The following is a 23,450-nucleotide window of genomic DNA, read 5'->3' as shown; positions in this document are numbered from 1 at the left end:
TATCAGCATACAAAACTATTTAATTTTTGCGACCTTGTAGAGTTGATTTTGTTAAAAAAGGTTAAACTCCTGATAGCTAAAATTTTAGAAAAACTGAAAATACAGTATTGTTAAAATAATGATTGCGTATACACTCTCAAAAAGCCATTTTTTCTTTGCATGTGTGAAATAATAAGCCATATAAATTGCTAATGGAGGTGCACATAGTAGAAAGTGTGTTTCGGTTATTTGCTTGTTCCAATAAAAGGAACCAACTGCTAATAACAACATGAAAAATAAGAGCTGAAATGATTTTCGAATATGTACTACGCTCTTAAAAAAATTATCTTTTAGAATGATGAGAAAAAGTATCAAATTAAATACGATGGGTATAAGTACAAAGTAATCATGAATTTCCATCGTTACTGTTGTTGGAAATGTTTTCGTCAGCGGTAGCCAGATGCTATAGAAATCCTTAAATCTCCCTAACCAGAGGTAGATTACCGCAAGGATAAAATAGATGGTTGCAAAACCCAACAACGGTGAAATCCATTCTCTCCAGTTGAATGGTCTGAAGATGATGAGACTGATCCAAAGTAAAAGAAACATGATGATGAAAGGGAAATAGATCAAGCTACCGATAGCTACGATCATGCCCAGGTCAAACATCAGTGCTTTGATATCTTGTTGCCGGTATAAACTTAATAATTTGCTCAGCATCCATACCGATATGAAATTACAGATCAGGGTAGGTGATATAACCAGAAATGGTAAAAACAAACTGGCTAAAGTCAAATACATCAATGCAACAAGAAAACTTGGTTTACCCAATAAGTTGAAATGACCGATGATTCGATTTAGGATGGTCGCTTGAATAATGGTTAATCCTAATGTCACCAGCACATTCATTTGCGGTGATAAGGTATTGATACCGTCCTTTCCGAGTAAATTGCCCAGTGCGGGCTCAAATAGGATAGGAGTCAGGCTTTCGGGCAGATGAATGAATACACCAAAACATAAGAAAAATCCTATAAGTATAAGAAGAACGATATTAATGGGCGTGAATTTCCTAAATTGACTGATAATCATGTATGCCTTGTTACAAGTTGTTCTCTACAATATTACTATTTAATTCCGAATAAGGTTGATTAAAACCAACAATGCCATCATATTCTTGATATGATAGCATTGCCTTTTATAAGATGATATTGTAAAATTATTTTTGATTTTGTTTCTTTTCTAATCTTGTTATTTTCCTATCCAGGATAAACAAATAACCAGCTATTCCTAAGAACAAAACGAGCATAACCAAAACAACCACGTATATTTTACCTGAACTTCTTAGTCCGGTCGCCATATCAATTTCGCTTTGTGCAAAGATGTTTAATGTTGTCATGAAGACTAAAGCGATTGATAGTGATAACTTTTTCATATCAATTGTAATAAGATTTTTCAAAAAATTAATTAATTTCATTTTGCTTCTGTTCGATGATACGTAAACGGTAGCGTAAGGTAAACATCCAAGTACCGATCAAAATCCACCCTATGACGGCTGTATAAAATACCGGTCTTAACTGATTGTTCATGTCCAGGTTACTGAAAGCGCTATTTCCTCCGCTTCCTGGGTGCAGTGAATCAGTCAGTTTTGGTAAGATATAAAGCAAAACAATCATGATAGGAAAAGCAAAAATATTATATACGGCAGATATTTTAGCTCTTTTCTGCTCCTCTTCAAGCGCATTTCTTAAGACCAAGTAGGCCAAATACATCAATGTCGCAATGGCAGATCCATTCAATTTAGGATCATTGGGCCATGCTTCTCCCCAGGTAATATTTGCCCATAGCATACCTGTGGCTAATCCCATAAAACAAAATGTAATCCCGGTATTTACAGCTTCTACCGCCATTAAATCATACTCTTGCTTACCCGTATTCAAGTACTTGATGCTGTAGATAACAGATATTGTATAAAGGAATAGCATTGCAAACCACATCGGGACATGGAAATAAATATTTCGGATGGTTTCATGAAGAAGGAATAAAGCAGGTACTGGACCTAGTAGCCCTGCAATGATGACCAATGAAATTAAGACTACTGCCAAAATTTTCCACCAACTTTTTCTCATTTTTATGAATATTTAAAAACTGTAATTGTGCAATTAATCACGCCAAAGGTAAGGAAATAACAATAAAGAAACAGTGATTGTGATGATATTAATTGCAATTAAAACGACGATTTCATTCAAACTTTCTGCTCTATCCATACCCTGCATTGCATTCTGTGACAGCTTAATCAGTACGATAAGCAACGGAATAATAACAGGAAAACTCAGGATAGCCATTAAGGTGCTGTTATTTCCAGCTTTTGAAGTAATTCCCGAAACCATAGTGAAAACAGAAGCAAAGCTGACACTGCCCAAGATGACTGCAAAAAAGTATAAAGCGGGATCGCCTAATGGATTTTTGAAAATTACGGAGTAGGTTAAATATGCAACAACGGCCAAGAATGCCATTAAACACATATTATAAAAAATCTTAGCGAGTATAACTGCTTTCGGGTTTACAATAGAGTAGTAATAAAGTTGGCGTTGTTGGTTTTCTTGTGTGAAACTCTTATTGATGGCATTCACCGATGCGAAGAGCATGATAATCCAAAATAGAGCGTTCCATATAGTAGCATCTACAGATTTGAATGCTTGATAGCAAACAAATACTGTAGATATTACATATAGTAAAATGCTATTGATGGCATATTTGGATCGCCACTCTAGAATAGCATCTTTATAGACTAAAGTTTTTACTTGTTGTAGTAAATTCATACAGCGCAAAGATACAAATGAAATGTAATAAGCTGAATGAATAGTGCAACGAGGAAGTAAATTTTAAAAGGTTTTAGGCTTTATCAACTTTGCTTTTTGCTGTATCGACAGCATCGTCAACATGATCTGCTAATTTATGAGCAGCGCTATTGGTATTATTCAATGCTTCTCTGCCTACTTCTTTTGCTTTATTTTTTAAAGCATCTACTTCATCAGAAGCTTTATCTTTCAATGATCCAAATCCTTCAGCAGCTTTATTTTTTAATGCATGTAGTTCTTCGGAAGCCTGGTTTGCTAATTTCCGAGCTCTTTTTGCTTCTCTTTTTGATACATCTTTTAGAGAACGAGTCAGATCTTTAATTCCGTCATTAGCACGACTTAATTGTTTCTTGCCATCATCAGTACCTAATAAATACCATGCTGCAGCACCTGCTGCTAAACCTATTAACGCAAATGCAACTAATCCATTTTTATTTTTCATATCGCTCATATTTTAATATACTTCTTTCAACTATGATACCAATTAAACAGCTGATACAGAGAAAAGTTTTAAAAGGGCTTATGAATTAACATTTTTTTACACTTGAATCTTATGTTTGGATTGCAATGAGTACAGGTGATGGTATAGTCCACTACCTTTGCTCATTAATTCGATATGATTTCCTGATTCGGACACCACGCCGTTTTCGATGACCATAATTTGATCCGAGTCTACAATAGTAGACAATCGATGTGCGATGATAATGGAAGTTCTTCCTTTCATTAATTCTTCAAGTGCTAATTGTACTTGTCTTTCTGATTCGGAATCCAATGATGATGTTGCTTCATCCAAGATAAGGATCGCAGGATCTTTCAATAAAGCGCGCGCAATTGCGATACGTTGACGTTGACCTCCGGATAATTTAACCCCTCTTTCACCTACCAGTGTATCATAGCCCTCCGGGAAATTCATAATAAAATCATGTGCATTTGCACGTTTTGAAGCTGTAATGATATGATCAGCATCAGCGTCTAAGCGCCCATAAGCAATATTTTCACGAATAGTACCGCCAAAAAGTAAGACGTCTTGTGGAACAATGGCGACTTGATTACGGATGTCGGACAGTAAATAATCAGCACTGCTCATTCCATCATATAGAATTTCTCCGCTGTCAGGCTTGTAAAATTGCAATACCAAAGAAGCGATGGTTGATTTACCGATACCACTCGGGCCGACGATCGCAATTTTTTGTCCAGCTTTCGCATGAAAGGTAATATCTTTTAATATTTTAATATCAGGTCTGCTTGGATAAGAGAAAGATACATGATTGAAAGTCAGATCACCATGAAAATGTTTACGGATCTCTTTAGAAGATTCATCGATTGTGATACTTTCCTGTTCTTCCTGCAGGATTTCAAGTACGCGTTCGCTTGCTCCCAGAGCTTTCTGAATATTGGCATAGAGTTCTGGAAAACTACCCATAGATCCAGCAACGAACATCGAATATAGAATGTAAGTGGTCAAATCTCCAACAGACATTTCTCCTAAAAACACTAGCGTAGAACCGTACCAGATCACTGCAATGACAGCACCAAAGATGCAGAAGATGATAAAGGAAGCAAATGCACCACGATATGTAGCACCTTTTACCGCTAAGCCTACAACAGCATCTAGTTTATTGGAATATCTGTTTGATTCATAATATTCATTGACAAAAGCTTTAACATTACTGATTCCCTGTAATGTCTCTTGAACGATGGTGTTCGATTCTGCCAATTTATCTTGAGCCTGACGGGATAGGTTTCTGATGAATTTACCAAATACAATAGCTGTTACAACGAGTACTGGCAAAATGCATAAGTTCATTAAAGCTAGCTTTGGTGATACAAAAACTAATAATGCAACACCAAATGCTAAGCTGATACACTGTCTCAAGATCTCAGCTAAAGTAGTTGTCATAGTGTCTTGTATCTGAGCTAAATCTGCAGATAACCTACTGTTGAGTTCACCAACGCGACGATTGGCAAAATACTCCATGGGAAGTGATATCAATTTCTGGTATGAATCCCGGCGAATTGATGCGAGAGATTTTTCTGCAATCTCCACAAATAAGCGAATTCTAAAAAAAGAGACAATGGAAGTAAAAGTGAGGATAACAAAAGCGATGGATCCTATTTCAAAAACATCGGCTGGGAGCCATGTGTACGTTTGTTTTCCTTCGGAAGCATCAATCATTGCACCTAAAAGTGCTGGGAAAGTCAGCATCGCCAAACTTGAAAGTATCAAGAAAAGCATTCCTAACAAAAACTTGGTTCTAAATGGTTTTAGATATGATAGTATTTGTGCCGCTCTTTTTAATAATTCCTTATTAAGTTTCGGTTTTGGTAGTTCTTCTTCTTGCTTATTTCCGCTGTTAAATCCTCTTGCCATAGCACCAATCAATTTAATATTGAGACCTGCAAAAGTAACTACTCTTCATTAATCACTTATCATCCTTTAGTAATTTTTTGATTTCGGTATATTAAATAACTCAGAACAGCTATGATTACGAGGGCGATATAAAGTAAAATATTTGAACTATTATCACTTCCTTCTAGATTTTCTACGTCTTTTTTGAGTTTCTCATTCTCTTTTTGCAGCTTATTGATGGTGCCCATGTAAGCAGAAACCTGTTTGTCATATTCCGAAGCTAGATTCTGGAACTTCTGTTTTTCATCATCTTTGATGCTGATGAGTCTACGTGTTTCCAAAAAAATATTGTTGTCAGTGATGACGATATTTTTTAAAATATCTATGGTGCGCTGCATATCATCTTTCGATTTAAAAAGCCCAAATATGGCTGATTTCTTTTCCAGACTTAGATCGTATTCTCCAAATTTTACTTTACGATCTTCAATAAGTTTATTGACACGCATACGTTGTGCCTCAAAGGAAGTTGAGTCAGCATTTTGTGCGCTAACAGCAAAACCTGTCAGAAAGAATAGAAGAAAAGAAAGACTTTTTATAAACTGCATATTCAAATGATATTTTTTTAAAATCTTGGATAAGACAAAAAAAAGGAATAAAAGTTTAATCGCTCGTTTTGTTATTAATTGTGGAATTCGATTCTGATGATATGAGATTCATCATCAAATAATCCTAAGAGCTGACTTGCGTTTGCTTTATTCATAGCGATCTCCAGATAATTACTGATTCCGAACAAACATAGTTTTTCTCCCTCCGTTACCTCATTGTAGTTCCATGATAAATTAGTGATGGTTTCACTTCTTTTAAAATAGAGTGTGAAGCTTCGACCTTTTTGTACACGGTTAAATAATTCCTTGGAGATATTGGTAATCGCATTTCCAAAAGCATCAACATAGACGACATTACCGCGGATGGTATCATTGTCATATATAGGTTGTAACGTGACTTTTTCAACTGTTTGATCAATGGTATTACCAATGTCCGTTAATTTACCTCCTTTAGCAATGTGACAGGCTGATTTGGTCAAAATATCAGCAAGTGGGAAATGTAAGTAACGAAGGTCCTGAATCAAATTAAGTTCAACAAGTTCTTGAGGTTTGTCACCATTTAAGAGTAAGCTAAAGATGCCGTTGTCTGCGCCAACAAAGAAGTGATCATTATACATCATTGCCACGTAACGTGATCCTTCATGAAATAAAGTGTTGATCCCAATGATATGGACTGTTTTTTTTGGGAAATAATGATACGCATTGGCTAATACAAAGGCTGCTCTCGGAATATTGAAGGCCGGTATTTCGTGTGTAATATCAACAATTCGGACATCAGGAAGTTCCGATATCAAACTGCCTTTGAGCGCTGCTTGATAGAAATCTTTATGTCCTAAATCTGTTGTTAATGTAATAACTCCCATTCTTCTTAATTACCCTTTATGATATACCCTAGAATTCTTTTTGTTAAGGTTTTAATATATGAACTTAATCCTCAAAATTAAAGTAAAATTAACTCAAAAAAAAGAAAAGGTACGCAAAAGTACGTAATGTCTTCTGATAAAAATAAATAGAATGTACATATTCGATCCGATCGATTTGAGTTGGATGTTTTTAATCTTGATATCCACCAATATAAAAATAAAAAATGAACTCTTTTTTTTATTTTTGTTGCATATTCTGATGCTAAAATTGATATTAATACTGTATTTTTGGATATTGGTTGATGTTTGTAGGTAACAGGCCAATATGGAAATAATTCACCTTAAATTGAATGATTTGAACGAATTACAAATTACATTGGATGCTATCAATTTAGCGATACTTTGGGGCGCTCAGAATGAGCACTTTGACTACATAAAAAAACAGTATCCAAAATTGAGAATTGTAGCTAGGGGTAATGAGATGAAGGTATTGGGTGATGAAAAGCAACTTGAATCTTTCAAAAATTCCTTTGACGATGTTATCAACCATTTGGAAAAGTATAATAAACTTTCCTTAATGGATTTGGAAAACCTGATGCAGACAACTTCGGGATCTGCTGTACTGGAAGAAAAAATGCTTGCTGATAAAGCTGCAAGTGTCGGCTCCGAGCCTATCGTCTTTGGGCCTAATGGCATTATTGTGCGTGCACGTACACCCAATCAAAGAAAGATGGTGGATAGCATCACGAACAACGACATCCTTTTCGCTATAGGTCCTGCAGGTACAGGTAAAACCTACACCGCTGTTGCCTTAGCGGTCCGTGCATTACGTAATAAAGAAATCAAACGTATCATCTTAACAAGACCGGCTGTTGAAGCTGGAGAAAATTTGGGTTTTCTTCCAGGAGATCTAAAAGAAAAAGTTGATCCTTATTTACGTCCTTTATACGATGCGCTTGATGATATGATTCCGGCAGAAAAACTTAAAGGATATCTCGAGAATAGAACCATTGAGGTCGCTCCGTTAGCTTTTATGCGTGGACGTACTCTAGATAATTGTTTCGTGATTTTGGATGAAGCACAGAATGCAACCGATATGCAATTGAAAATGTTCTTAACCCGTATGGGCCCGACAGCAAAATTCATTGTTACGGGTGACGTGACACAGATCGATTTACCGAGAAAGAATCAGTCAGGACTAGCTACTGCTGTACGGTTGCTGGATAATATTGAGGGTATCGATATTATACATTTAAATGGTTCAGATGTTGTGAGGCACAAACTAGTGAAACGCATTTTAGAGGCTTACGGAGATATTTAATAGTCAATAATAAATTTGAGATAGAGAGATACTATCCATTCATCAATATATGAACGCAATACAAGAAACAAATTTCAATTTCGAAAATCAAACCTCTTTTTACAGAGGTAAAGTACGTGATGTATATACCATTGCTCATGAATATTTAGCTATGGTGGCTTCAGATCGTATTTCGGCATTCGATGTGGTTTTACCAAGACCTATCCCGTATAAGGGACAGGTGTTGAATCAGATCGCTGCAAAATTTTTGAAAGCAACGGAAGATATTCTGCCAAACTGGGTAGTTTCTGTTCCGGACCCAAGTGTTACCATTGGTAAAATGTGTGAGCCTTTTAAAGTAGAAATGGTGATCCGTGGCTATTTATCTGGTCACGCTTGGAGAGAGTATAGTGCAGGAAAACGTTCGGTATGTGGCGAAGCGCTGCCAGAGGGATTGAAAGAAAATGATAAATTACCAGAACCTATTATTACTCCCACGACAAAAGCAGCAGTAGGTCACGATGAGGATATTTCAAGAGATGCTATTTTAGCAAGAGGGATCGTGAGTGAAGAAGATTATATCCAGTTGGAGAAATATACAAAAGCATTATTTCAACGAGGTACTGAAATCGCAGCCGAAAGAGGATTGATCTTGGTGGATACCAAATATGAATTTGGCAAAAAAGATGGTCAGATTATTTTGATTGATGAAATTCATACACCAGATTCTTCCCGTTATTTTTATGCGGAGGGTTATGCTGAACGTCAGGCTAGTGGTGAAGCACAAAAGCAATTGTCGAAAGAGTTTGTACGCAAATGGTTAATTGAAAACGGATTTCAAGGTAAAGATGGACAGCAGGTTCCGGAAATGACAGATGAAATAATAAAATCAATTTCTGAGCGATATATCGAACTTTATGAGCATATTGTAGGCGAGAAGTTTGTTTATCCAAATCAAGAAGATGTTTTGGAACGTGTAGAACGGAATGTGACTCAAGCTTTAAAACAACTAAAATATTAAGAGAAAGGATCTAAATTATGAAATATACGATTGATAAGCATGACCGCTATATTGTAATAGAACCGCTTTGTGATAGCTTAGATGCGGAAAAAGCGATTAAATTAAAAGGTGAGTTTTTGTTGAGAAACACGGTTGGTCAACGTAATATTATTTTAGATTTATCTAATGTGCGTAAAATAGACGAAAGCAGTATTCGCTTGGCACTATTGGCAAATCGTCTTTGTGATTCAAGTGGTGGGCTATTCATTCTAGCAAACTTGGACTCTGAAGTCCTTGAGGTATTGGAAATGTCTCACCTACAGACCAACTTTACGATCGTAAACTCTGTTAAAGATGCTGAAGACCGTGTTTTTGCACACGAAATTGAATTAGATTATAGAGGAGAGAAAGAAAAATAATATGCGATTTGAAGTTTTGATTTTAGGGAATAGTTCCGCAACGCCTATGTATGATAGGCATCCAACTAGTCAAGTCGTAAACTTCAATGAGCAATTGTTCTTAATTGATTGTGGAGAAGGTACACAAATGCAGCTTAGCCGTTATGGCATTAAAAGCAATAAAATAAATCATATTTTTATCAGTCATCTGCATGGAGATCATTACCTCGGTTTAGTTGGGTTATTGTCCTCCATGCACCTGATTGGGCGTAAAAGTGATTTACACCTTTATGGACCAAAGGGACTTGATGAAATATTGGCTGTTCAGTTTAAATATTCAGAGACATTACTTCGCTACGATCTTATTTTCCATGAAACTTCTGCCGAAGAACCACAGGTTATTTTTGAAAATAGAACCATTAAAGTAAGTACATTCCCTTTGACTCACCGAATTCCCTGTACGGGCTTTCGCTTTGACGAGGGACAGCGTTCACGCCACCTACTTGTAGAAGATATTGAGGAGGCCGGTATTCCTGTTGCTTATTATCAATTATTGAAAAACGGGGTGGACTATGTTCGTGAAGATGGGCAGGTATTCAGCGCATCAGATTATACGTTGCCTGCACCATTATCCCGCAGTTATGTGTATTGTTCAGATACCATTCGTACAGCAAACTACTTACCCTATATTCAACATGCGACATTAATCTACCATGAATCTACTTTTCTCCATGAGATGGTCGATCGTGCAAAGGAAACATTTCATACGACAGCCTTGGAGGCCGCAGAGATAGCAAAGGAAACGCATGCAGATAAATTATTATTAGGTCATTATTCTGCACGATATAAAGATTTACAGCCTTTATTACTTGAGGCGCAGTTTGTTTTCCCGAAAACGATGCTATCGCAAGAGGGAAAATGGTTTTCGGTATAATGTTATTTGTAAAATCTCCCTGTTATATTAAATTACGCCAAAAATTCTTATAAGGGATCAATAAAGTTATATTTGAGCGACATGCGTCAATACCTATGAACTAAAAATAAATAAGGCTAAATTTCTATTGATCTGTAATTATATTGTGGATGTAAGCAAATTTATCTAAGTTTACGATTTAAAATTTAATAATTTAATGGACACTCCATTCAACTTAACGAAACTTTTACGGGAAAACATTAAAAATCTCGTACCTTATTCTTCTGCTAGAGATGAATTCAAGGGGGAAGCATCTATCTTAATTGATGCCAATGAAAACGCTTTTGGTTCTCCTTTAGCGCATAACTATAACCGTTATCCAGATCCTCTGCAACATCAACTCAAGCATAAGCTAGCACATATTAAAGGAGTGCCTGCAGAGAATATGTTCTTAGGTAATGGAAGTGACGAAGCTATCGATATCTTATTTCGTGCATTTTGTCGTCCAGGTGTTGATAATGTGATTTTAGTCCCTCCTACATACGGCATGTATGAGGTTTCGGCCAACATCAACGATGTCGCTTTTCGGAAGGTAAATTTAACAAAGGAGTATCAGTTGGACTTAGAAGGCATTGAAAATGCTGTCGATGAGTACACTAAATTGATCTTCATTTGCTCACCGAATAATCCAACCGGTAATACGATAAATCGTCATGATATCGAAACCATTTTGAACAACTTTGATGGTCTGGTTGTGGTGGATGAAGCTTATATTAATTTTTCACAAACTAAATCCTTTACTCAGGAATTGGCCGAATACCAAAATCTAGTTGTTTTACAGACGCTTTCAAAAGCATGGGGCTTAGCAGCTTTACGTTTAGGGATGGCCTTTGCAAGTACCGAAATTATTTCGGTGTTCAATAAGATAAAACCACCGTATAACATTAACCAAGCGACACAGGATATTGTTCTGGAAGCATTAGATCAAGTTGATCAGGTTAATGGCTGGATCAAACAAACTGTGGTGGAACGTGAAAAGTTAGTGCAGGGATTGTACAAACTGGATATGGTCCAACACATTACTCCTTCTGACGCCAACTTTATTTTGGTAAAAATGAATGATCCAAGAGCAGTATATGCCTATTTGGTATCACATGGCATCATTGTACGTGACCGCTCGAAGGTGGAACTTTGTGAAGGCTGTCTTCGAATTACAATCGGTACACCAGAAGAGAATAGTATATTATTGGAAAAATTAACCACAATCAACATATAAAATAATGCCTAATCAGCTAAAACGTGTATTGTTTATCGACCGTGATGGTACTTTAATTTTGGAACCTGAGGATCAACAAATTGATTCTTTTGCTAAACTTAAATTTTACCCAGGTGCATTGCAATACCTTCCACGCATCGCGAAAGAATTAGATTTCGACTTAGTATTAGTTTCTAACCAAGATGGTCTGGGTACAGATGTTCATCCAGAAGAAAACTTTTGGCCTGTCCATCAATTTATACTGGATACATTTGCGGCTGAAGGTGTAGTTTTTTCTAAAGAACATATCGACCGTACGTTTCCTCATGAAAATGCGGCTACACGCAAGCCAGGTATCGGTATGCTATTGGATTATTTCGATCCTTCACAATATAATCTAGCACAGTCTTTTGTTATCGGAGATCGTGTCAATGATGTAAAGCTGGCACAAAATCTAGGTGCTAAAGCTATTTGGCTACGTAATAATGATGACTTAGGGGCTTTGGAAAATGTACAGATTGATGCAGAAACAATTGGTCTTGAAACAACCGACTGGAAGTCTATTTATGAATACCTGAAGTTAGGAACACGCACCGGTGAACATCATCGTAAAACGAATGAAACGGATATCTATATCAAATTGAATTTAGATGGTTCAGGAAAAGGTGATATTGAAACAGGTTTGCCATTTTTTGACCATATGCTGGATCAGATTGCCCGTCATGGTGCAATCGATTTGACAGTAAAAGCAAAGGGTGATTTACATATTGATGAACATCATACGATAGAAGATACTGGTATTGCGCTGGGAGAAGTATTCTTAAAGGTTTTGGGTGATAAACGTGGTATTGAACGTTATTCATATACATTACCTATGGATGATTGCTTAGCGCAGGTTGCTTTGGATTTTGGTGGCCGTAATTGGATTGTTTGGGAAGCTGATTTTAAGCGTGAGAAAATTGGTGATATGCCTACAGAGATGTTTTTCCACTTTTTCAAATCATTTTCGGATGCATCTAAGTCTAATTTAAATATCAAAGCTGAAGGTGACAATGAGCACCATAAGATCGAAGCAATATTTAAGGCTTTTGCCAAATCAATAAAGAAAGCTGTACGTCGTGATGCTGATAATATGGAGCTACCAAGTACGAAAGGAGTTTTGTAGGTATCTCCAATCTCATGTCTGATAGCTATTATCTGACATCTAAAAAGACAAAAATGATAGGAATTATAAATTACGGAGCCGGTAATATATTTTCATTGACAGCAGCTTTAGATCGTGTTGGACTAGCCTATGGCATGGTCAACAAGGAAGAAGAGCTGGAACAATATGATCGTATTATCATTCCTGGAGTAGGGCATGCAGGTGCAGCGATGCAAAAATTGCGTGACTCAGGTTTAGCTTCATGTATCCATAACATTGATAAGCCTGTTCTGGGTATTTGTGTAGGCATGCAGTTGCTAACGGATTTCTCAGAAGAAGGAAATGCCTCTTTATTATCCATTATACCTTTGAAGACTTTACACTTTGATAAAAAAATCAAGGAGAAAGTTCCGCATATGGGTTGGAATAGTGTATCGATCAGAAATGACAATCCATTATTCAGCAATATAGAAGATAATGCTTATTTTTACTTTGTACATTCGTATTTCATTGAGTATGATGCGAAATACACGGCAGCAATGTGTGCCTATGGATTGCCATTTTCGGCCGCTATAGCAAAAGGTAATTTTTATGGTGTGCAGTTTCATCCTGAAAAATCAGGAAAGGCTGGCGAGCAATTATTAGTGAATTTTTCAAAATTAAGTTAGAAAATAAAAAACAGTTTACAATGTATATTATACCCGCAATTGATGTATTAGATAAGAAAGTTGTTCGTCTAAGAGAAGGAAATTATGACGATGTTACTACTTATGAAATCAGTTTAGAAGAGCAGATTGAGAAGTATCATGCAAATGGTACAGAATTGGTACATATCATTGATTTAAATGGTGCAAAAGGTGATTTTAGTAATCAAGAATATTTATTTGATATCATTCAAAAAACAGAAATGAAAATTCAATACGGTGGCGGTGTTCGCAGTATTGAAAAAGTTAAAGAATTGGTTGATGCTGGTATTTACCGTGTTATTGTTGGTACACAGGCAATCACTAATCCATCATTTTTGGAAGAATTAAGTACCTTGAATGAGGGTAAAGTTAAATATGCCGATCATATCGTTATTGCAATTGATGTATTGGACGAGGTGATTAAATATTCAGGTTGGTTGGAATCTTCTCCAATCAAGTTAATTGCATATATCGACAAGTGTTTAGCTTTAGGTTTTTACCGTTTCTTATGTACTGATATCAGCAAAGATGGTAAATTAGGCGGTGCTGGTGTTGAATTATATAAAAAACTATTAGATCATTCTCCTATAATTAAATTAATCGGATCTGGTGGTATCAGTTCAATGGAAGACATCAGCAACTTAAAATCATTGGGAAGAATGGAGTCTGTTGTTGTTGGTAAAGCGATCTATGAGAATAGAATTTCAATTGAAGAGATTAAAGATTGGAATTTGAAATCGTTAATTAACTTCTAAGGATGTTAGCAAAACGTATAATTCCTTGTCTTGATGTTAAAGATGGCCGCACAGTAAAGGGAGTTAATTTTGTTGATTTACGTGATGCTGGTGACCCAGTTGAATTGGCATGGCAGTATTCTGAACAGGGAGCTGATGAATTGGTCTTTTTAGATATTGCAGCCACGCATGAAGGGCGTAAAACAACTATTGACCTGGTTAAGGCTGTTGCGCGTCAGGTCAATATTCCATTTACAATCGGAGGTGGAATTAACGAAATGAAAGATGCTGAGATTTTGTTGAATGCTGGAGCAGATAAGATTTCGATCAACTCTGCTGCTGTTCGTAATCCACAATTGATCAATGATCTTGCCGCAGCGTTTGGTGCACAATTTGTTGTTGTTGCGATTGATACGCGTTTTCTAGATGGTCAAAACTTTGTCCACTTAAGTGGAGGCCGTATCAAGACTGATATCAAAACAGAGGATTGGGTACACGAGGCACAGGAAAGAGGGGCTGGCGAGATTTTACTGACATCTATGGACCATGATGGAACGAAGAATGGATTTGATAATGGATTATTGAAAAAAATCAATGATGCTATTACTATTCCGTTAATTGCATCCGGTGGTGCGGGTAATCAGCAACATTTTGTCGATGTATTTCAACAGGCAAATGTAGATGCCGCTTTGGCAGCATCAGTGTTTCACTACGGTGAAATCCTTATCCCAGAATTAAAGAATACTTTAAGGAGTAATGGCATTGTAGTACGTTAAATTTGCTTACTAAAGCAACTCTAATGACTTCATACCATGTACTCGATACTAATTAAAAGAAATGTTAGATTTTTCAAAAAGTGACGGACTTGTCCCTGTAATTGTACAAGACGACCAAACATTGGAAGTGTTAATGCTCGGTTATATGAACGAAGAAGCATGGCAAAAAACAGAAGCCGAGAAGCGTGTTACTTTTTTTTCAAGAAGTAAAAACCGCTTATGGACTAAGGGTGAAGAAAGTGGGAACTTTTTAGAGGTTGTTGGCTTACATATTGACTGCGATAAAGATACGGTATTAATTAAAGCGAGACCTGCAGGCCCTACTTGCCATACAGGTAGCCGCAGTTGTTTTAATACTGATTTTAATCAAAACTTCTTGCTGGAGCTAGAGCGAATCATCAAGCATCGCTATGAATTTCCTTCCGATGAATCATATGTTAATCGTTTGCGTTCAAAAGGAATCAATAAGATTGCTCAAAAAGTAGGTGAAGAAGCCGTAGAAACTGTTATCGCTGCATTGACAGAAACAGAGCATGATTTTATTAATGAAACTTCTGATCTATTGTTTCACCTTCTCGTATTATTACGCGAAAAAGGAATTTCATTAGAGACAATTGCTAAGAATCTCGAAGGTAGACATCAATAGTATTGTTCTACGTTATTAAGATGTATAAAATTTGTAAAAAAGGCACCTATGGGTGCCTTTTAAGATTTGTAATACGCTGTAAATTTACTGATATAGCTTCTAGTTGATGTAAATTTAGCTAAGTTTGTATAGGGTAATATGATTATGGATACATTAGAAATGGAATTAGCAGCAACATTAACAGGACATCAAAATCCTATCTTCGCTTTAGAGAGAGGATATTTTACCAATACTTTCTTTTCTGGAGGAAATGATAAAGGTGTAGTGGAATGGGATTTGCAAACGAAGTCATTCAAGCGCATTCTTTGTGCGGTAAGTTCTTCAATTTATGCCTTACATCTTATCCCTAATACCTCTTTTTTGGCGATTGCACTTCGTGAGGGTAAGGTTATGATTGTTGATGTTGAAAATCAAAAATTAATAGCGAGCATTCAAGTTTCTAAGAAAGCAATTTTTGCCCTTCAGAGTATTCCGACCAAGAATGAGCTTGTTGTAGTAGGGGAGGACGGTATTGCTAGTGTATGGTGTTTGACAGATTACAAGAAGATATATGAATTTGCTATTTCCTCAAACACAATCCGTACGATTGCGCTTTCTCATGATCAAAAGAAAATCGCATTTGGAGATAAGAACGGGGATATATTTTTGTTCTCTGCAGAAGATTTTCATTTTTTATTAGCGAACCAGAAACATACCATGCCGATTACGAGTCTGATCTTCTCTCGTAGCGGACTTGAGCTCTTGAGTGGAGCTAGAGATGCTGCATTGAAAATATCTGACGTAGCAACGTTAAAAGAGCAGCATGGGTTTGTTCCGCATATGTTTACCGTATATGGCATTTATCCACATCCCAGTTATCCTGTATTTGCTACGGTTAGCCGGGACAAATCTTTCAAAATTTGGGATGAGGAAACCTATGCTTTACGCAAAACAGTCAGTCGTGATAAATTCTATGACTCGCATACTTTATCGATCAACACCGGACTTTGGACTACTTCTGGAAAATACTTTCTCACTGCAGGTGATGATAAATTAATCAAAGTCTGGGAGATGAAATTGTCTTAGGTAGTCTTAAGAAAGCAAAGCTACTATTTCAGTTAAATATTGCTCATCTACAGCATCAAAATCGTTGAGTTCGCTACTGTCTACATCTAGAATACCGATGATGCTGTTGCCCTTGTAAACAGGGATAACAATTTCTGATTTTGAAAGTGAGCTGCAAGCGATATGCCCAGGGAATTCATCCACATTGGGTACGATAATGGTTTTATTTTCTTTCCAAGAAGTTCCGCAAACTCCACGACCATACTGGATACGCGTACATGCTACTGGTCCCTGAAAAGGTGCAAGTACAAGTTGTTCACCCTCAATTAAATAAAAACCTACCCAAAAAAAATTGAACTGTTCTTTCAATGCTGCAGCAATATTTGCCAGGTTAGCGATTTGATTCGTTTCACCGGTGATCAAGCCTTTTATTTGAGGAAGAAGAGCAATATATTGTTCTTCCTTTGTTCCTTTTTTAATTGTTAAATCTTCTGCCATAAAAAAAGCGCTATTATGCTGTTCAAAGTTAACAGAATAATAGCGCTTGTTAAAAATAAATAATCTTTCTTTACAACTTTTTCAAAGCTAATTTGATCATTCCTTCGACGGTCAGATTTGGATCCGTTTGGATGACAGTATTTAAAACTTTTTCTGAGGTAGCTTTATTGAATCCTAACATGACTAAAGCGGATAATGCTTCGTCTGGTACAGATTGTGCCATTGGAATCGTTGACAAGGATTCTACGCCCTGTTTTTTTAGCTTATCCTGCAATTCTAAAATCAAACGTTGTGCTGTTTTAGGACCAATACCTTTTATTTGCTGAATCAGTGTAACCTGACCATTAACAATAGCAGATTGTATTTCTTCCGGTGTATTGGATGAAAGGATCATACGGCCTGTATTTGGACCAATACCTGATACTGAAATCAGATTTTCAAATAGTTTTTTTTCACCTTCTGTTGCAAATCCGTATAAGGTATGCGCATCCTCCCTAACCTGAAAAGAAATGAATAGCTTACACTGCTCCTGGTCTTTAATCAAGGAAAAAGTATTGAGGGAAATATGGATATAATAGCCAATCCCACCCACGTCGAGAACAACATGGGTAGGTGCTTTATGTGCTAATTTCCCGTTAAAATATGCATACATAGCGATACGGAATTAATTACCTTGTTTTTCGTGAGATTGTACATCGACAACAGCGATCGTTACCATATTCACGATTTCGCGAACTGAACTATCCAATTGTAATACGTGAACTGGTTTGTTCATACCCAATAAGATTGGACCAACTGCCTCGGCGTTGCCTACTTCCTGTAATAATTTGTATGCAATATTTCCAGATTCCAAATTCGGGAATACCAACGTATTTGCTGGTTGTCCTTTCAATGTACTGAATGGAAAGTTTGCTTCTAATAGCTCACTGTTTAATGCGAAGTTTGCCTGTAAATCACCGTCTGCAACAATTTCAGGATGCTCCTTGTGTACGATTTTAATTGCCTCACGTACTTTTGTAGGTGTGTTACCTTCGTTAGAACCGAAATTAGAATAAGAAAGTAATGCAATACGAGGGCTTACATTCATTTTTCTAACTGCTTTATCTAACAATACGGTGATGTCTGCCAACTCTTTTGCTGAAGGCTCTTTGTTAACAGTGGTATCTCCTAAGAAGATAGGACCTTTTTTTGTTAACATCATATACATACCTGCAATACGGCTACCTTCTTTTGCTCCAATAACATGGATTGCTGGTTTGATCGTATTTGCATAGTTTTTTGTTAATCCAGAGATTAGCGTATCGGCATCGCCAAACTGTACCATGCTAGCTCCGAAGTAGTTGCGGTCGATTAAAAGTTTTTTAGCATCTAATTTCGAAAGACCACGACGTTGTCTCTTCACAAATAAATGTTCAACATATTGGTTGACACGTTCTGTTTCCATTTCTTCAAATGGATCAATGATCTGTACGCCTGCTAATTCAAAACCGTACTCATTAATTAAAGCATTGATTTTTCCTTTTTTGCCTAACAAAATAGGAACTGCAATACCTTCTTCTTTTACGATCTGTGCCGCACGAAGTGTTTTGTAGTTATCTGCCTCAGCAAAGACAACACGTTTAGGATTACGTTTTGCTGCCATTGTCAAGTTACGCATAATAGCATCATCTTGACCTAATCTTTTACGAAGAGTTTCTCTGTATTTATCCCAATCTTCGATTGTATGTTTGGCAACACCTGATTCAATCGCTGCTTTTGCAACTGCTACTGAAACTTCAGTGATCAAACGTGGATCATTAGGTTTTGGGATGATATAATCTGCTGAGAATTTTAGATTATTGGTATTATATGCTAAGTTTACTTCTTCTGGAACTGGTTGTTTAGCGAGGTCAGCAATTGCTTTTGTAGCTGCCACTTTCATCTCTTCGTTGATCGCTGTTGCACGTACGTCTAACGCACCACGGAAGATGTAAGGAAAACCTAACACATTGTTAACTTGGTTCGGATAATCTGAACGTCCTGTGCCCATAATGACATCATTACGTGTTGCAATTGCTAAGTCGTAAGCGATCTCCGGGTTAGGATTTGCCATTGCTAATACAATCGGCTGGTTAGCCATTGTCAATAACATTTCTGGAGTCAACACATCTGCTGCAGAAAGTCCGATGAAAACATCAGATCCGTTTACTGCATCAGCAAGCGTATGGATATCACGGTCAGTAGCGTAGGTAGCTTTCATCGCATCTAACGTTTCACGGTCACGACGGATTACACCTTTACTGTCTAACATAACAATATTTTCTTTTCTCGCACCAGCAGATACATACATACCTGTACAAGAAATAGCGGCAGCACCTGCGCCGTTTACGACGATTTTAACATCCTCGATATTTTTTCCGATCAGTTCGCACGCATTGATCAAGGCTGCACAAGAAATAATTGCTGTACCATGCTGATCATCATGCATAACCGGAATATTCATTTCCGCTTTTAGGCGTCTTTCGATTTCAAAACATTCTGGAGCTTTAATATCTTCCAGGTTGATACCGCCAAAGGTAGGTTCCATTGCTTTTACGATATTGACAAACTCATCTACATTTTTAGTGTCAAGTTCAATGTCAAAAACATCGATATCAGCGAAGATTTTAAATAATAGACCTTTTCCCTCCATAACTGGTTTGCCGGCTACAGCGCCAATATCTCCAAGACCTAGAACAGCCGTACCATTACTAATAACTGCAACTAAATTACCTTTTGCAGTATATTTGTAAGCATCTTCATTATTTGCAGCGATAGCTAAACAAGGCTCAGCAACCCCTGGCGAATAAGCTAGCGATAAGTCTCTTTGAGAATTTGTTGGCTTGGTTGGCACAACAGCTATTTTACCAGGTCTACCCATTGAGTGGTAGTCTAATGCCGCTTGTTTACGATTTACATTACTCATTTTAATTCTTTTATATAGTGCTAGTTTGTTAAACTAAGGTTACAAATGTATCATTCTTTTTTTGAGAAAGAAATGATAAATAGTCAAAAATTTATTCTGAAGTGTCAATTTATTTTAAGGCATCAAGAAGTGTGAACATTCGTTTGCGCATTGCACTAGTCGATCCTGAGTAATTATTCACTAACAAGGTGAAGGTGAATTTCTCTCCTGTGCTATTATTTTGGATACCTGTATAGCCCAGTGCACCTCCAATTGTACCGCTTTTCATCTTCATATTATTGTATTCGGGCAGACTTTTATAGAATTCCGGGAACCAGGATTGTGATTGAGCATATTGCATAATTTTGTTCATTGCAGCAGTCGTTACCCTATTTTGTGGAGAGAGACCGGACCCATCCTGATTGTTGAGTTCACTGCTATTGATCTGCAATTTATTCTCCCAATATTTTTGAATAAAGGATGCTCCCTCACTCGTTTCAGTCTTTTGTGCCGTTTGGTATGCAATTGCTTTCAATAATGCTTCACCGTATAAGTTGATGCTTTTTTGGTTGAACCAGTAGATAATCGCAGCAAGATCGGGTGATTTATGGGTGTCCAGAAGATGTCTTGAGATTTCTGTTGTTGAAATCGCTTTGCTGTTACTTGGTGATTCAGCAGTTTTAATGCCGACATTCTTAAGTGCTTTTGTTAATTGAAAGGCAACATCATAAGCGGGATCCGGTACGGAGATTTCAATTGTTTTTTTGAGATCTGAACCATACGTGCCCCGGATGTAAATGTTTGTAGCATATGGACCTGAATAGGCGTATACATTGTCTCCTGAGCCATTTTTTCCCGTAGTAACTTCATTCGTGATTTTTATATAGGAAAGATCCGCAGTAAGCTTTTGTATTGTTGCTGGTTTTCCAAACGCATCGTTAGGTGTGAAAACTACCCCTACGGCATTTTCCCGCCAATTCAGCGACGATACGCCCGCACCATAATAATTTCCAATGTCGGACCAGATCCAGCCTCCAGGAACTTTATATCCTTGGTAGCGACTGTCATCCCCGATGATACGGCCTTTTATTTCCTTAATACCAGCATTCTGGATTGCATAGATCCATTTGTTGAGTATCTGTTCTTCACTGGTTTCGGGGTAACGGTTACTTCCCAACGTGGGATCTCCACTACCTTCAATAATAATATCTCCATGGAGCACGCCGTCGGCCTGAATAGTTCCGGTATATGATAGATTGGTTTTAAATTTAAAATCCTTGCCTAGAATATCAAATGCTGTGCTGGCGGTGATAATCTTCATCGTAGAAGCCGTTGCTAATCCTATCTCTTGATTATGCTGAAAAATGGGTGTTCCTGTGCTTGCATCAAATACGGATAGCGATGCTGTACCATTTTTTAACGAAGGGTCTTTTTCAAATTGACGGTAAGCTTCTTCAATTTTGGTTTTTGTTGCTGACTGTGAAAAAGTAGGGATACTGTATAACGGGGATAAGCAGATACTGAGAAGGGTAAGGGATATACTGGTTTTCATTAATATTAATCTTTCTGTTTTCATAAAGATACTATTGTTTGATCAAAAGTGTTTAATATGAAAGTCAAAAGTTACCCTTGAAAAGGTGTTTACTTCTTGAAATTTTATAACTTGCATGATCAAATTAAAGAAACAATGACGCATTCAGAAAAATTGACGGCAATTAGAAGTCTGATGAAAGAGCAAGGTGTTGATGGTTATATCATTCCTTCTTCTGATCCGCATATAAGTGAATATTTACCAGACCGTTATAAGTGTATCGCTTGGACATCAGGGTTTACAGGTTCAGCAGGTACTTTAGTTATTACACAGGGTTTCGCAGGTCTGTGGACAGACACCCGTTATTTTGTTCAGGCAAATGAACAGCTGGCAGGGAGCGGTTTCGAACTTGTAAAATTAAAAGTTCAAGGGAATGCGGAGTACGCAGATTGGTTAGGTGAGCATTTAACAAAAGGTGCCAAAGTTGCTTTTGATGGTAATTTAGCTTCTTTGTTAGTTGCACAATCTGTTCAGCAAATCTTGAAACCTCTTGATATTGTAGTTGACGGTCATGTGGATCTATTGTCTCCATTGTGGGAGGGTAGGCCGGCTTTGCCTTTAGCAAAAGCATATTTATTGGCCGATACGACAACAGGTCAATCTACAAAATCTAAATTGGCGGCTGTGCGCACTGTATTGGCCAAAAATAGAGCACAGGCACATCTGGTTTCTTCTTTAGATGATCTGGCTTGGTTGCTTAATATCCGCGGACGTGACGTACCATGTAATCCTGTTGTTTTAGGATTCGTTTATGTAACAGCAGATGAAGCTATTTTATATATTGAAACAGCTAAATTGGATTCGGAAACGGTTATCAGTTTAGAAGCTTCCGGTGTAACTGTTAAGCCTTATGAGGAAGTGTATGCACAAGTGAGCAATCTAGCTGTAGAATCTATTTTGATTGATCCAAAAAGAACTTGTTTTGCTATTTATGATTCTATTCCCTCTGGCGTAAAAATCATTGAGAAAATCAATCCTTCAGCTTCTCTGAAAGCAATTAAAAATGAAGTAGAGATTGGACATACGCGCGAAACAATGATCAATGATGGTGTTGCGATGACTAAATTCTTTAAATGGCTGGAATCGGCAGTACCTGCCGGTGGTCAGTCTGAAATCTCAATAGCAGCACGACTGCAAGAGTTTAGAGAGGAGCAACCTGGTTTTAATGATATTAGTTTTGGTACCATTGCCGGCTATTTAGACCACGGTGCATTGCCACATTATTCCGCTAGTAAAGAAAGCAATTACGATTTAAAAACGTCAGGGCTGTTATTGGTCGATTCGGGAGGTCAATATCAGACAGGAACAACAGATATTACGCGTGTGGTTTCGTTGGGAAATATTACGCAGGAAGAGAAGGAAGATTACACAATTGTATTGAAAGGTACGATAGAAGGTAGCCAGGCTATTTATCCGCAAGGATCTAAAGGTTATCAGATTGATGCGATTACACGTCGTCCGATTTGGGCTACATTACGTAATTATGGCCATGGTACTGGTCATGGTGTTGGTTTCTTTTTGAATGTGCACGAAGGTCCGCAGACGTTTAATGCCGCAAATATTGATGTTGCAATTGAAGCGGGAATGATCAGTTCGATTGAACCGGGGTTATACCGTGAGGGAAAACATGGTATCCGTATTGAAAATCTTGTCTTATCAAAACATGCTGATTCTTCCATATTCGGAGAGTTTATGGATTTTGAAACATTGACAATCTGCTATATTGCAACAGATCTAGTTGATAAAACGTTACTGGATCAGCAACATATAAACTGGTTGAATCAGTATAACCAATGGGTTTATGATAAACTGGAAGGCAGATTGAATGATGATGAAAAGGCTTGGTTGAAAATCAAAACGCAAGCAATTTAAGATTATTTAAAATGT

24 protein-coding genes are annotated in these 23,450 nt (G+C 37.2%); 12 read left to right on the top strand and 12 right to left on the bottom strand.

The genetic code is table 11. From position 1 onward, the window contains the following. Positions 1–84: 84 nt before the first annotated feature. The 8 genes from WH188_RS18985 to WH188_RS18950 form a co-directional block, all read right to left on the bottom strand. The gene (locus WH188_RS18985) at positions 85–1,068 is read right to left on the bottom strand and encodes a DUF6427 family protein (RefSeq protein ID WP_021189315.1); all 984 of its coding nucleotides are present in this window, start codon (positions 1,066–1,068) and stop codon (positions 85–87) included. A gap of 127 nt (positions 1,069–1,195) precedes the next feature. Beyond that, a complete protein-coding gene (locus WH188_RS18980) occupies positions 1,196–1,411 on the bottom strand; it encodes a CcmD family protein (RefSeq protein ID WP_132772488.1) in 216 nt (71 codons plus the stop codon). Between the two features lie 28 nt (positions 1,412–1,439). Further along, on the bottom strand, positions 1,440–2,105 hold the full coding sequence (gene ccsA / locus WH188_RS18975) for a cytochrome c biogenesis protein (RefSeq protein WP_132772486.1): 666 nt from the start codon (positions 2,103–2,105) through the stop codon (positions 1,440–1,442). A 33-nt stretch (positions 2,106–2,138) separates the two neighbouring features. After that, on the bottom strand, positions 2,139–2,798 hold the full coding sequence (locus tag WH188_RS18970) for a heme exporter protein CcmB (protein WP_168128302.1): 660 nt from the start codon (positions 2,796–2,798) through the stop codon (positions 2,139–2,141). A 73-nt stretch (positions 2,799–2,871) separates the two neighbouring features. Next, a complete protein-coding gene (locus WH188_RS18965) occupies positions 2,872–3,279 on the bottom strand; it encodes a hypothetical protein (protein ID WP_031287862.1) in 408 nt (135 codons plus the stop codon). 96 nt (positions 3,280–3,375) lie between these two features. Then, positions 3,376–5,208 carry an ABC transporter ATP-binding protein gene (locus WH188_RS18960; protein WP_168128301.1) on the bottom strand — a complete coding sequence of 611 codons (1,833 nt, stop codon included), beginning with the start codon at positions 5,206–5,208 and terminating at the stop codon, positions 3,376–3,378. A gap of 59 nt (positions 5,209–5,267) precedes the next feature. Further along, positions 5,268–5,792 carry a hypothetical protein gene (locus WH188_RS18955; protein ID WP_339424496.1) on the bottom strand — a complete coding sequence of 175 codons (525 nt, stop codon included), beginning with the start codon at positions 5,790–5,792 and terminating at the stop codon, positions 5,268–5,270. A gap of 74 nt (positions 5,793–5,866) precedes the next feature. Further along, a complete protein-coding gene (locus WH188_RS18950; protein WP_168128299.1) occupies positions 5,867–6,655 on the bottom strand; it encodes an SAM hydrolase/SAM-dependent halogenase family protein in 789 nt (262 codons plus the stop codon). A 355-nt stretch (positions 6,656–7,010) separates the two neighbouring features. Between WH188_RS18950 and WH188_RS18945 the strand changes: the two genes are divergently transcribed. The 11 genes from WH188_RS18945 (at position 7,011) to WH188_RS18895 (ending at position 16,572) form a co-directional block, all read left to right on the top strand. Then, the gene (locus WH188_RS18945; protein WP_132772558.1) at positions 7,011–7,976 is read left to right on the top strand and encodes a PhoH family protein; all 966 of its coding nucleotides are present in this window, start codon (positions 7,011–7,013) and stop codon (positions 7,974–7,976) included. A gap of 49 nt (positions 7,977–8,025) precedes the next feature. After that, the gene (locus WH188_RS18940) at positions 8,026–8,976 is read left to right on the top strand and encodes a phosphoribosylaminoimidazolesuccinocarboxamide synthase (RefSeq protein WP_132772478.1); all 951 of its coding nucleotides are present in this window, start codon (positions 8,026–8,028) and stop codon (positions 8,974–8,976) included. A gap of 17 nt (positions 8,977–8,993) precedes the next feature. Beyond that, a complete protein-coding gene (locus tag WH188_RS18935; RefSeq protein WP_132772477.1) occupies positions 8,994–9,374 on the top strand; it encodes an STAS domain-containing protein in 381 nt (126 codons plus the stop codon). A 1-nt stretch (position 9,375) separates the two neighbouring features. Continuing rightward, positions 9,376–10,287 (top strand): ribonuclease Z, encoded by a 912-nt coding sequence (locus tag WH188_RS18930; RefSeq protein WP_339424495.1) that lies wholly within the window; start codon positions 9,376–9,378, stop codon positions 10,285–10,287. Positions 10,288–10,483: 196 nt separating this feature from the next. After that, positions 10,484–11,542, top strand: a complete 1,059-nt coding sequence (gene hisC, locus WH188_RS18925) for a histidinol-phosphate transaminase (RefSeq protein ID WP_168128298.1) — start codon at positions 10,484–10,486, stop codon at positions 11,540–11,542. Between the two features lie 4 nt (positions 11,543–11,546). Next, positions 11,547–12,686 carry a bifunctional histidinol-phosphatase/imidazoleglycerol-phosphate dehydratase HisB gene (gene hisB, locus WH188_RS18920; RefSeq protein ID WP_132772472.1) on the top strand — a complete coding sequence of 380 codons (1,140 nt, stop codon included), beginning with the start codon at positions 11,547–11,549 and terminating at the stop codon, positions 12,684–12,686. 53 nt (positions 12,687–12,739) lie between these two features. Beyond that, a complete protein-coding gene (gene hisH, locus WH188_RS18915; RefSeq protein ID WP_031287866.1) occupies positions 12,740–13,333 on the top strand; it encodes an imidazole glycerol phosphate synthase subunit HisH in 594 nt (197 codons plus the stop codon). A gap of 20 nt (positions 13,334–13,353) precedes the next feature. After that, positions 13,354–14,106 (top strand): 1-(5-phosphoribosyl)-5-[(5-phosphoribosylamino)methylideneamino]imidazole-4-carboxamide isomerase, encoded by a 753-nt coding sequence (locus WH188_RS18910; RefSeq protein WP_132772470.1) that lies wholly within the window; start codon positions 13,354–13,356, stop codon positions 14,104–14,106. A gap of 2 nt (positions 14,107–14,108) precedes the next feature. Beyond that, the gene (gene hisF, locus WH188_RS18905) at positions 14,109–14,861 is read left to right on the top strand and encodes an imidazole glycerol phosphate synthase subunit HisF (RefSeq protein ID WP_132843855.1); all 753 of its coding nucleotides are present in this window, start codon (positions 14,109–14,111) and stop codon (positions 14,859–14,861) included. Positions 14,862–14,922: 61 nt separating this feature from the next. Beyond that, the gene (gene hisIE, locus WH188_RS18900; protein ID WP_132843854.1) at positions 14,923–15,507 is read left to right on the top strand and encodes a bifunctional phosphoribosyl-AMP cyclohydrolase/phosphoribosyl-ATP diphosphatase HisIE; all 585 of its coding nucleotides are present in this window, start codon (positions 14,923–14,925) and stop codon (positions 15,505–15,507) included. 144 nt (positions 15,508–15,651) lie between these two features. Then, positions 15,652–16,572 carry a WD40 repeat domain-containing protein gene (locus tag WH188_RS18895; RefSeq protein WP_339424494.1) on the top strand — a complete coding sequence of 307 codons (921 nt, stop codon included), beginning with the start codon at positions 15,652–15,654 and terminating at the stop codon, positions 16,570–16,572. 6 nt (positions 16,573–16,578) lie between these two features. On the opposite strand, the gene WH188_RS18890 is transcribed toward WH188_RS18895, so the two are convergent. From WH188_RS18890 to dacB, 4 genes are all read right to left on the bottom strand, one after another. Next, complete coding sequence (locus WH188_RS18890) at positions 16,579–17,049, bottom strand: GAF domain-containing protein (RefSeq protein WP_339424493.1); 471 nt, start codon at positions 17,047–17,049, stop codon at positions 16,579–16,581. 70 nt (positions 17,050–17,119) lie between these two features. Next, the gene (gene ruvA, locus WH188_RS18885) at positions 17,120–17,701 is read right to left on the bottom strand and encodes a Holliday junction branch migration protein RuvA (RefSeq protein ID WP_021189326.1); all 582 of its coding nucleotides are present in this window, start codon (positions 17,699–17,701) and stop codon (positions 17,120–17,122) included. Positions 17,702–17,713: 12 nt separating this feature from the next. Then, a complete protein-coding gene (locus WH188_RS18880; RefSeq protein ID WP_339424492.1) occupies positions 17,714–19,993 on the bottom strand; it encodes an NADP-dependent malic enzyme in 2,280 nt (759 codons plus the stop codon). Between the two features lie 109 nt (positions 19,994–20,102). Further along, a complete protein-coding gene (gene dacB / locus WH188_RS18875) occupies positions 20,103–21,548 on the bottom strand; it encodes a D-alanyl-D-alanine carboxypeptidase/D-alanyl-D-alanine endopeptidase (RefSeq protein WP_339424491.1) in 1,446 nt (481 codons plus the stop codon). A gap of 111 nt (positions 21,549–21,659) precedes the next feature. Between dacB and WH188_RS18870 the strand changes: the two genes are divergently transcribed. Continuing rightward, positions 21,660–23,435 carry an aminopeptidase P family protein gene (locus tag WH188_RS18870; RefSeq protein WP_339424490.1) on the top strand — a complete coding sequence of 592 codons (1,776 nt, stop codon included), beginning with the start codon at positions 21,660–21,662 and terminating at the stop codon, positions 23,433–23,435. Positions 23,436–23,450: the final 15 nt, after the last annotated feature.

The sequence above is a fragment of the Sphingobacterium sp. MYb388 genome, assembly GCF_037479535.1.
In the GTDB taxonomy this organism is placed as follows: domain Bacteria; phylum Bacteroidota; class Bacteroidia; order Sphingobacteriales; family Sphingobacteriaceae; genus Sphingobacterium; species Sphingobacterium anhuiense.
The sequence above is the reverse complement of the archived record's forward strand: the minus strand, read 5'-3'. Positions and strand labels throughout refer to the sequence as shown.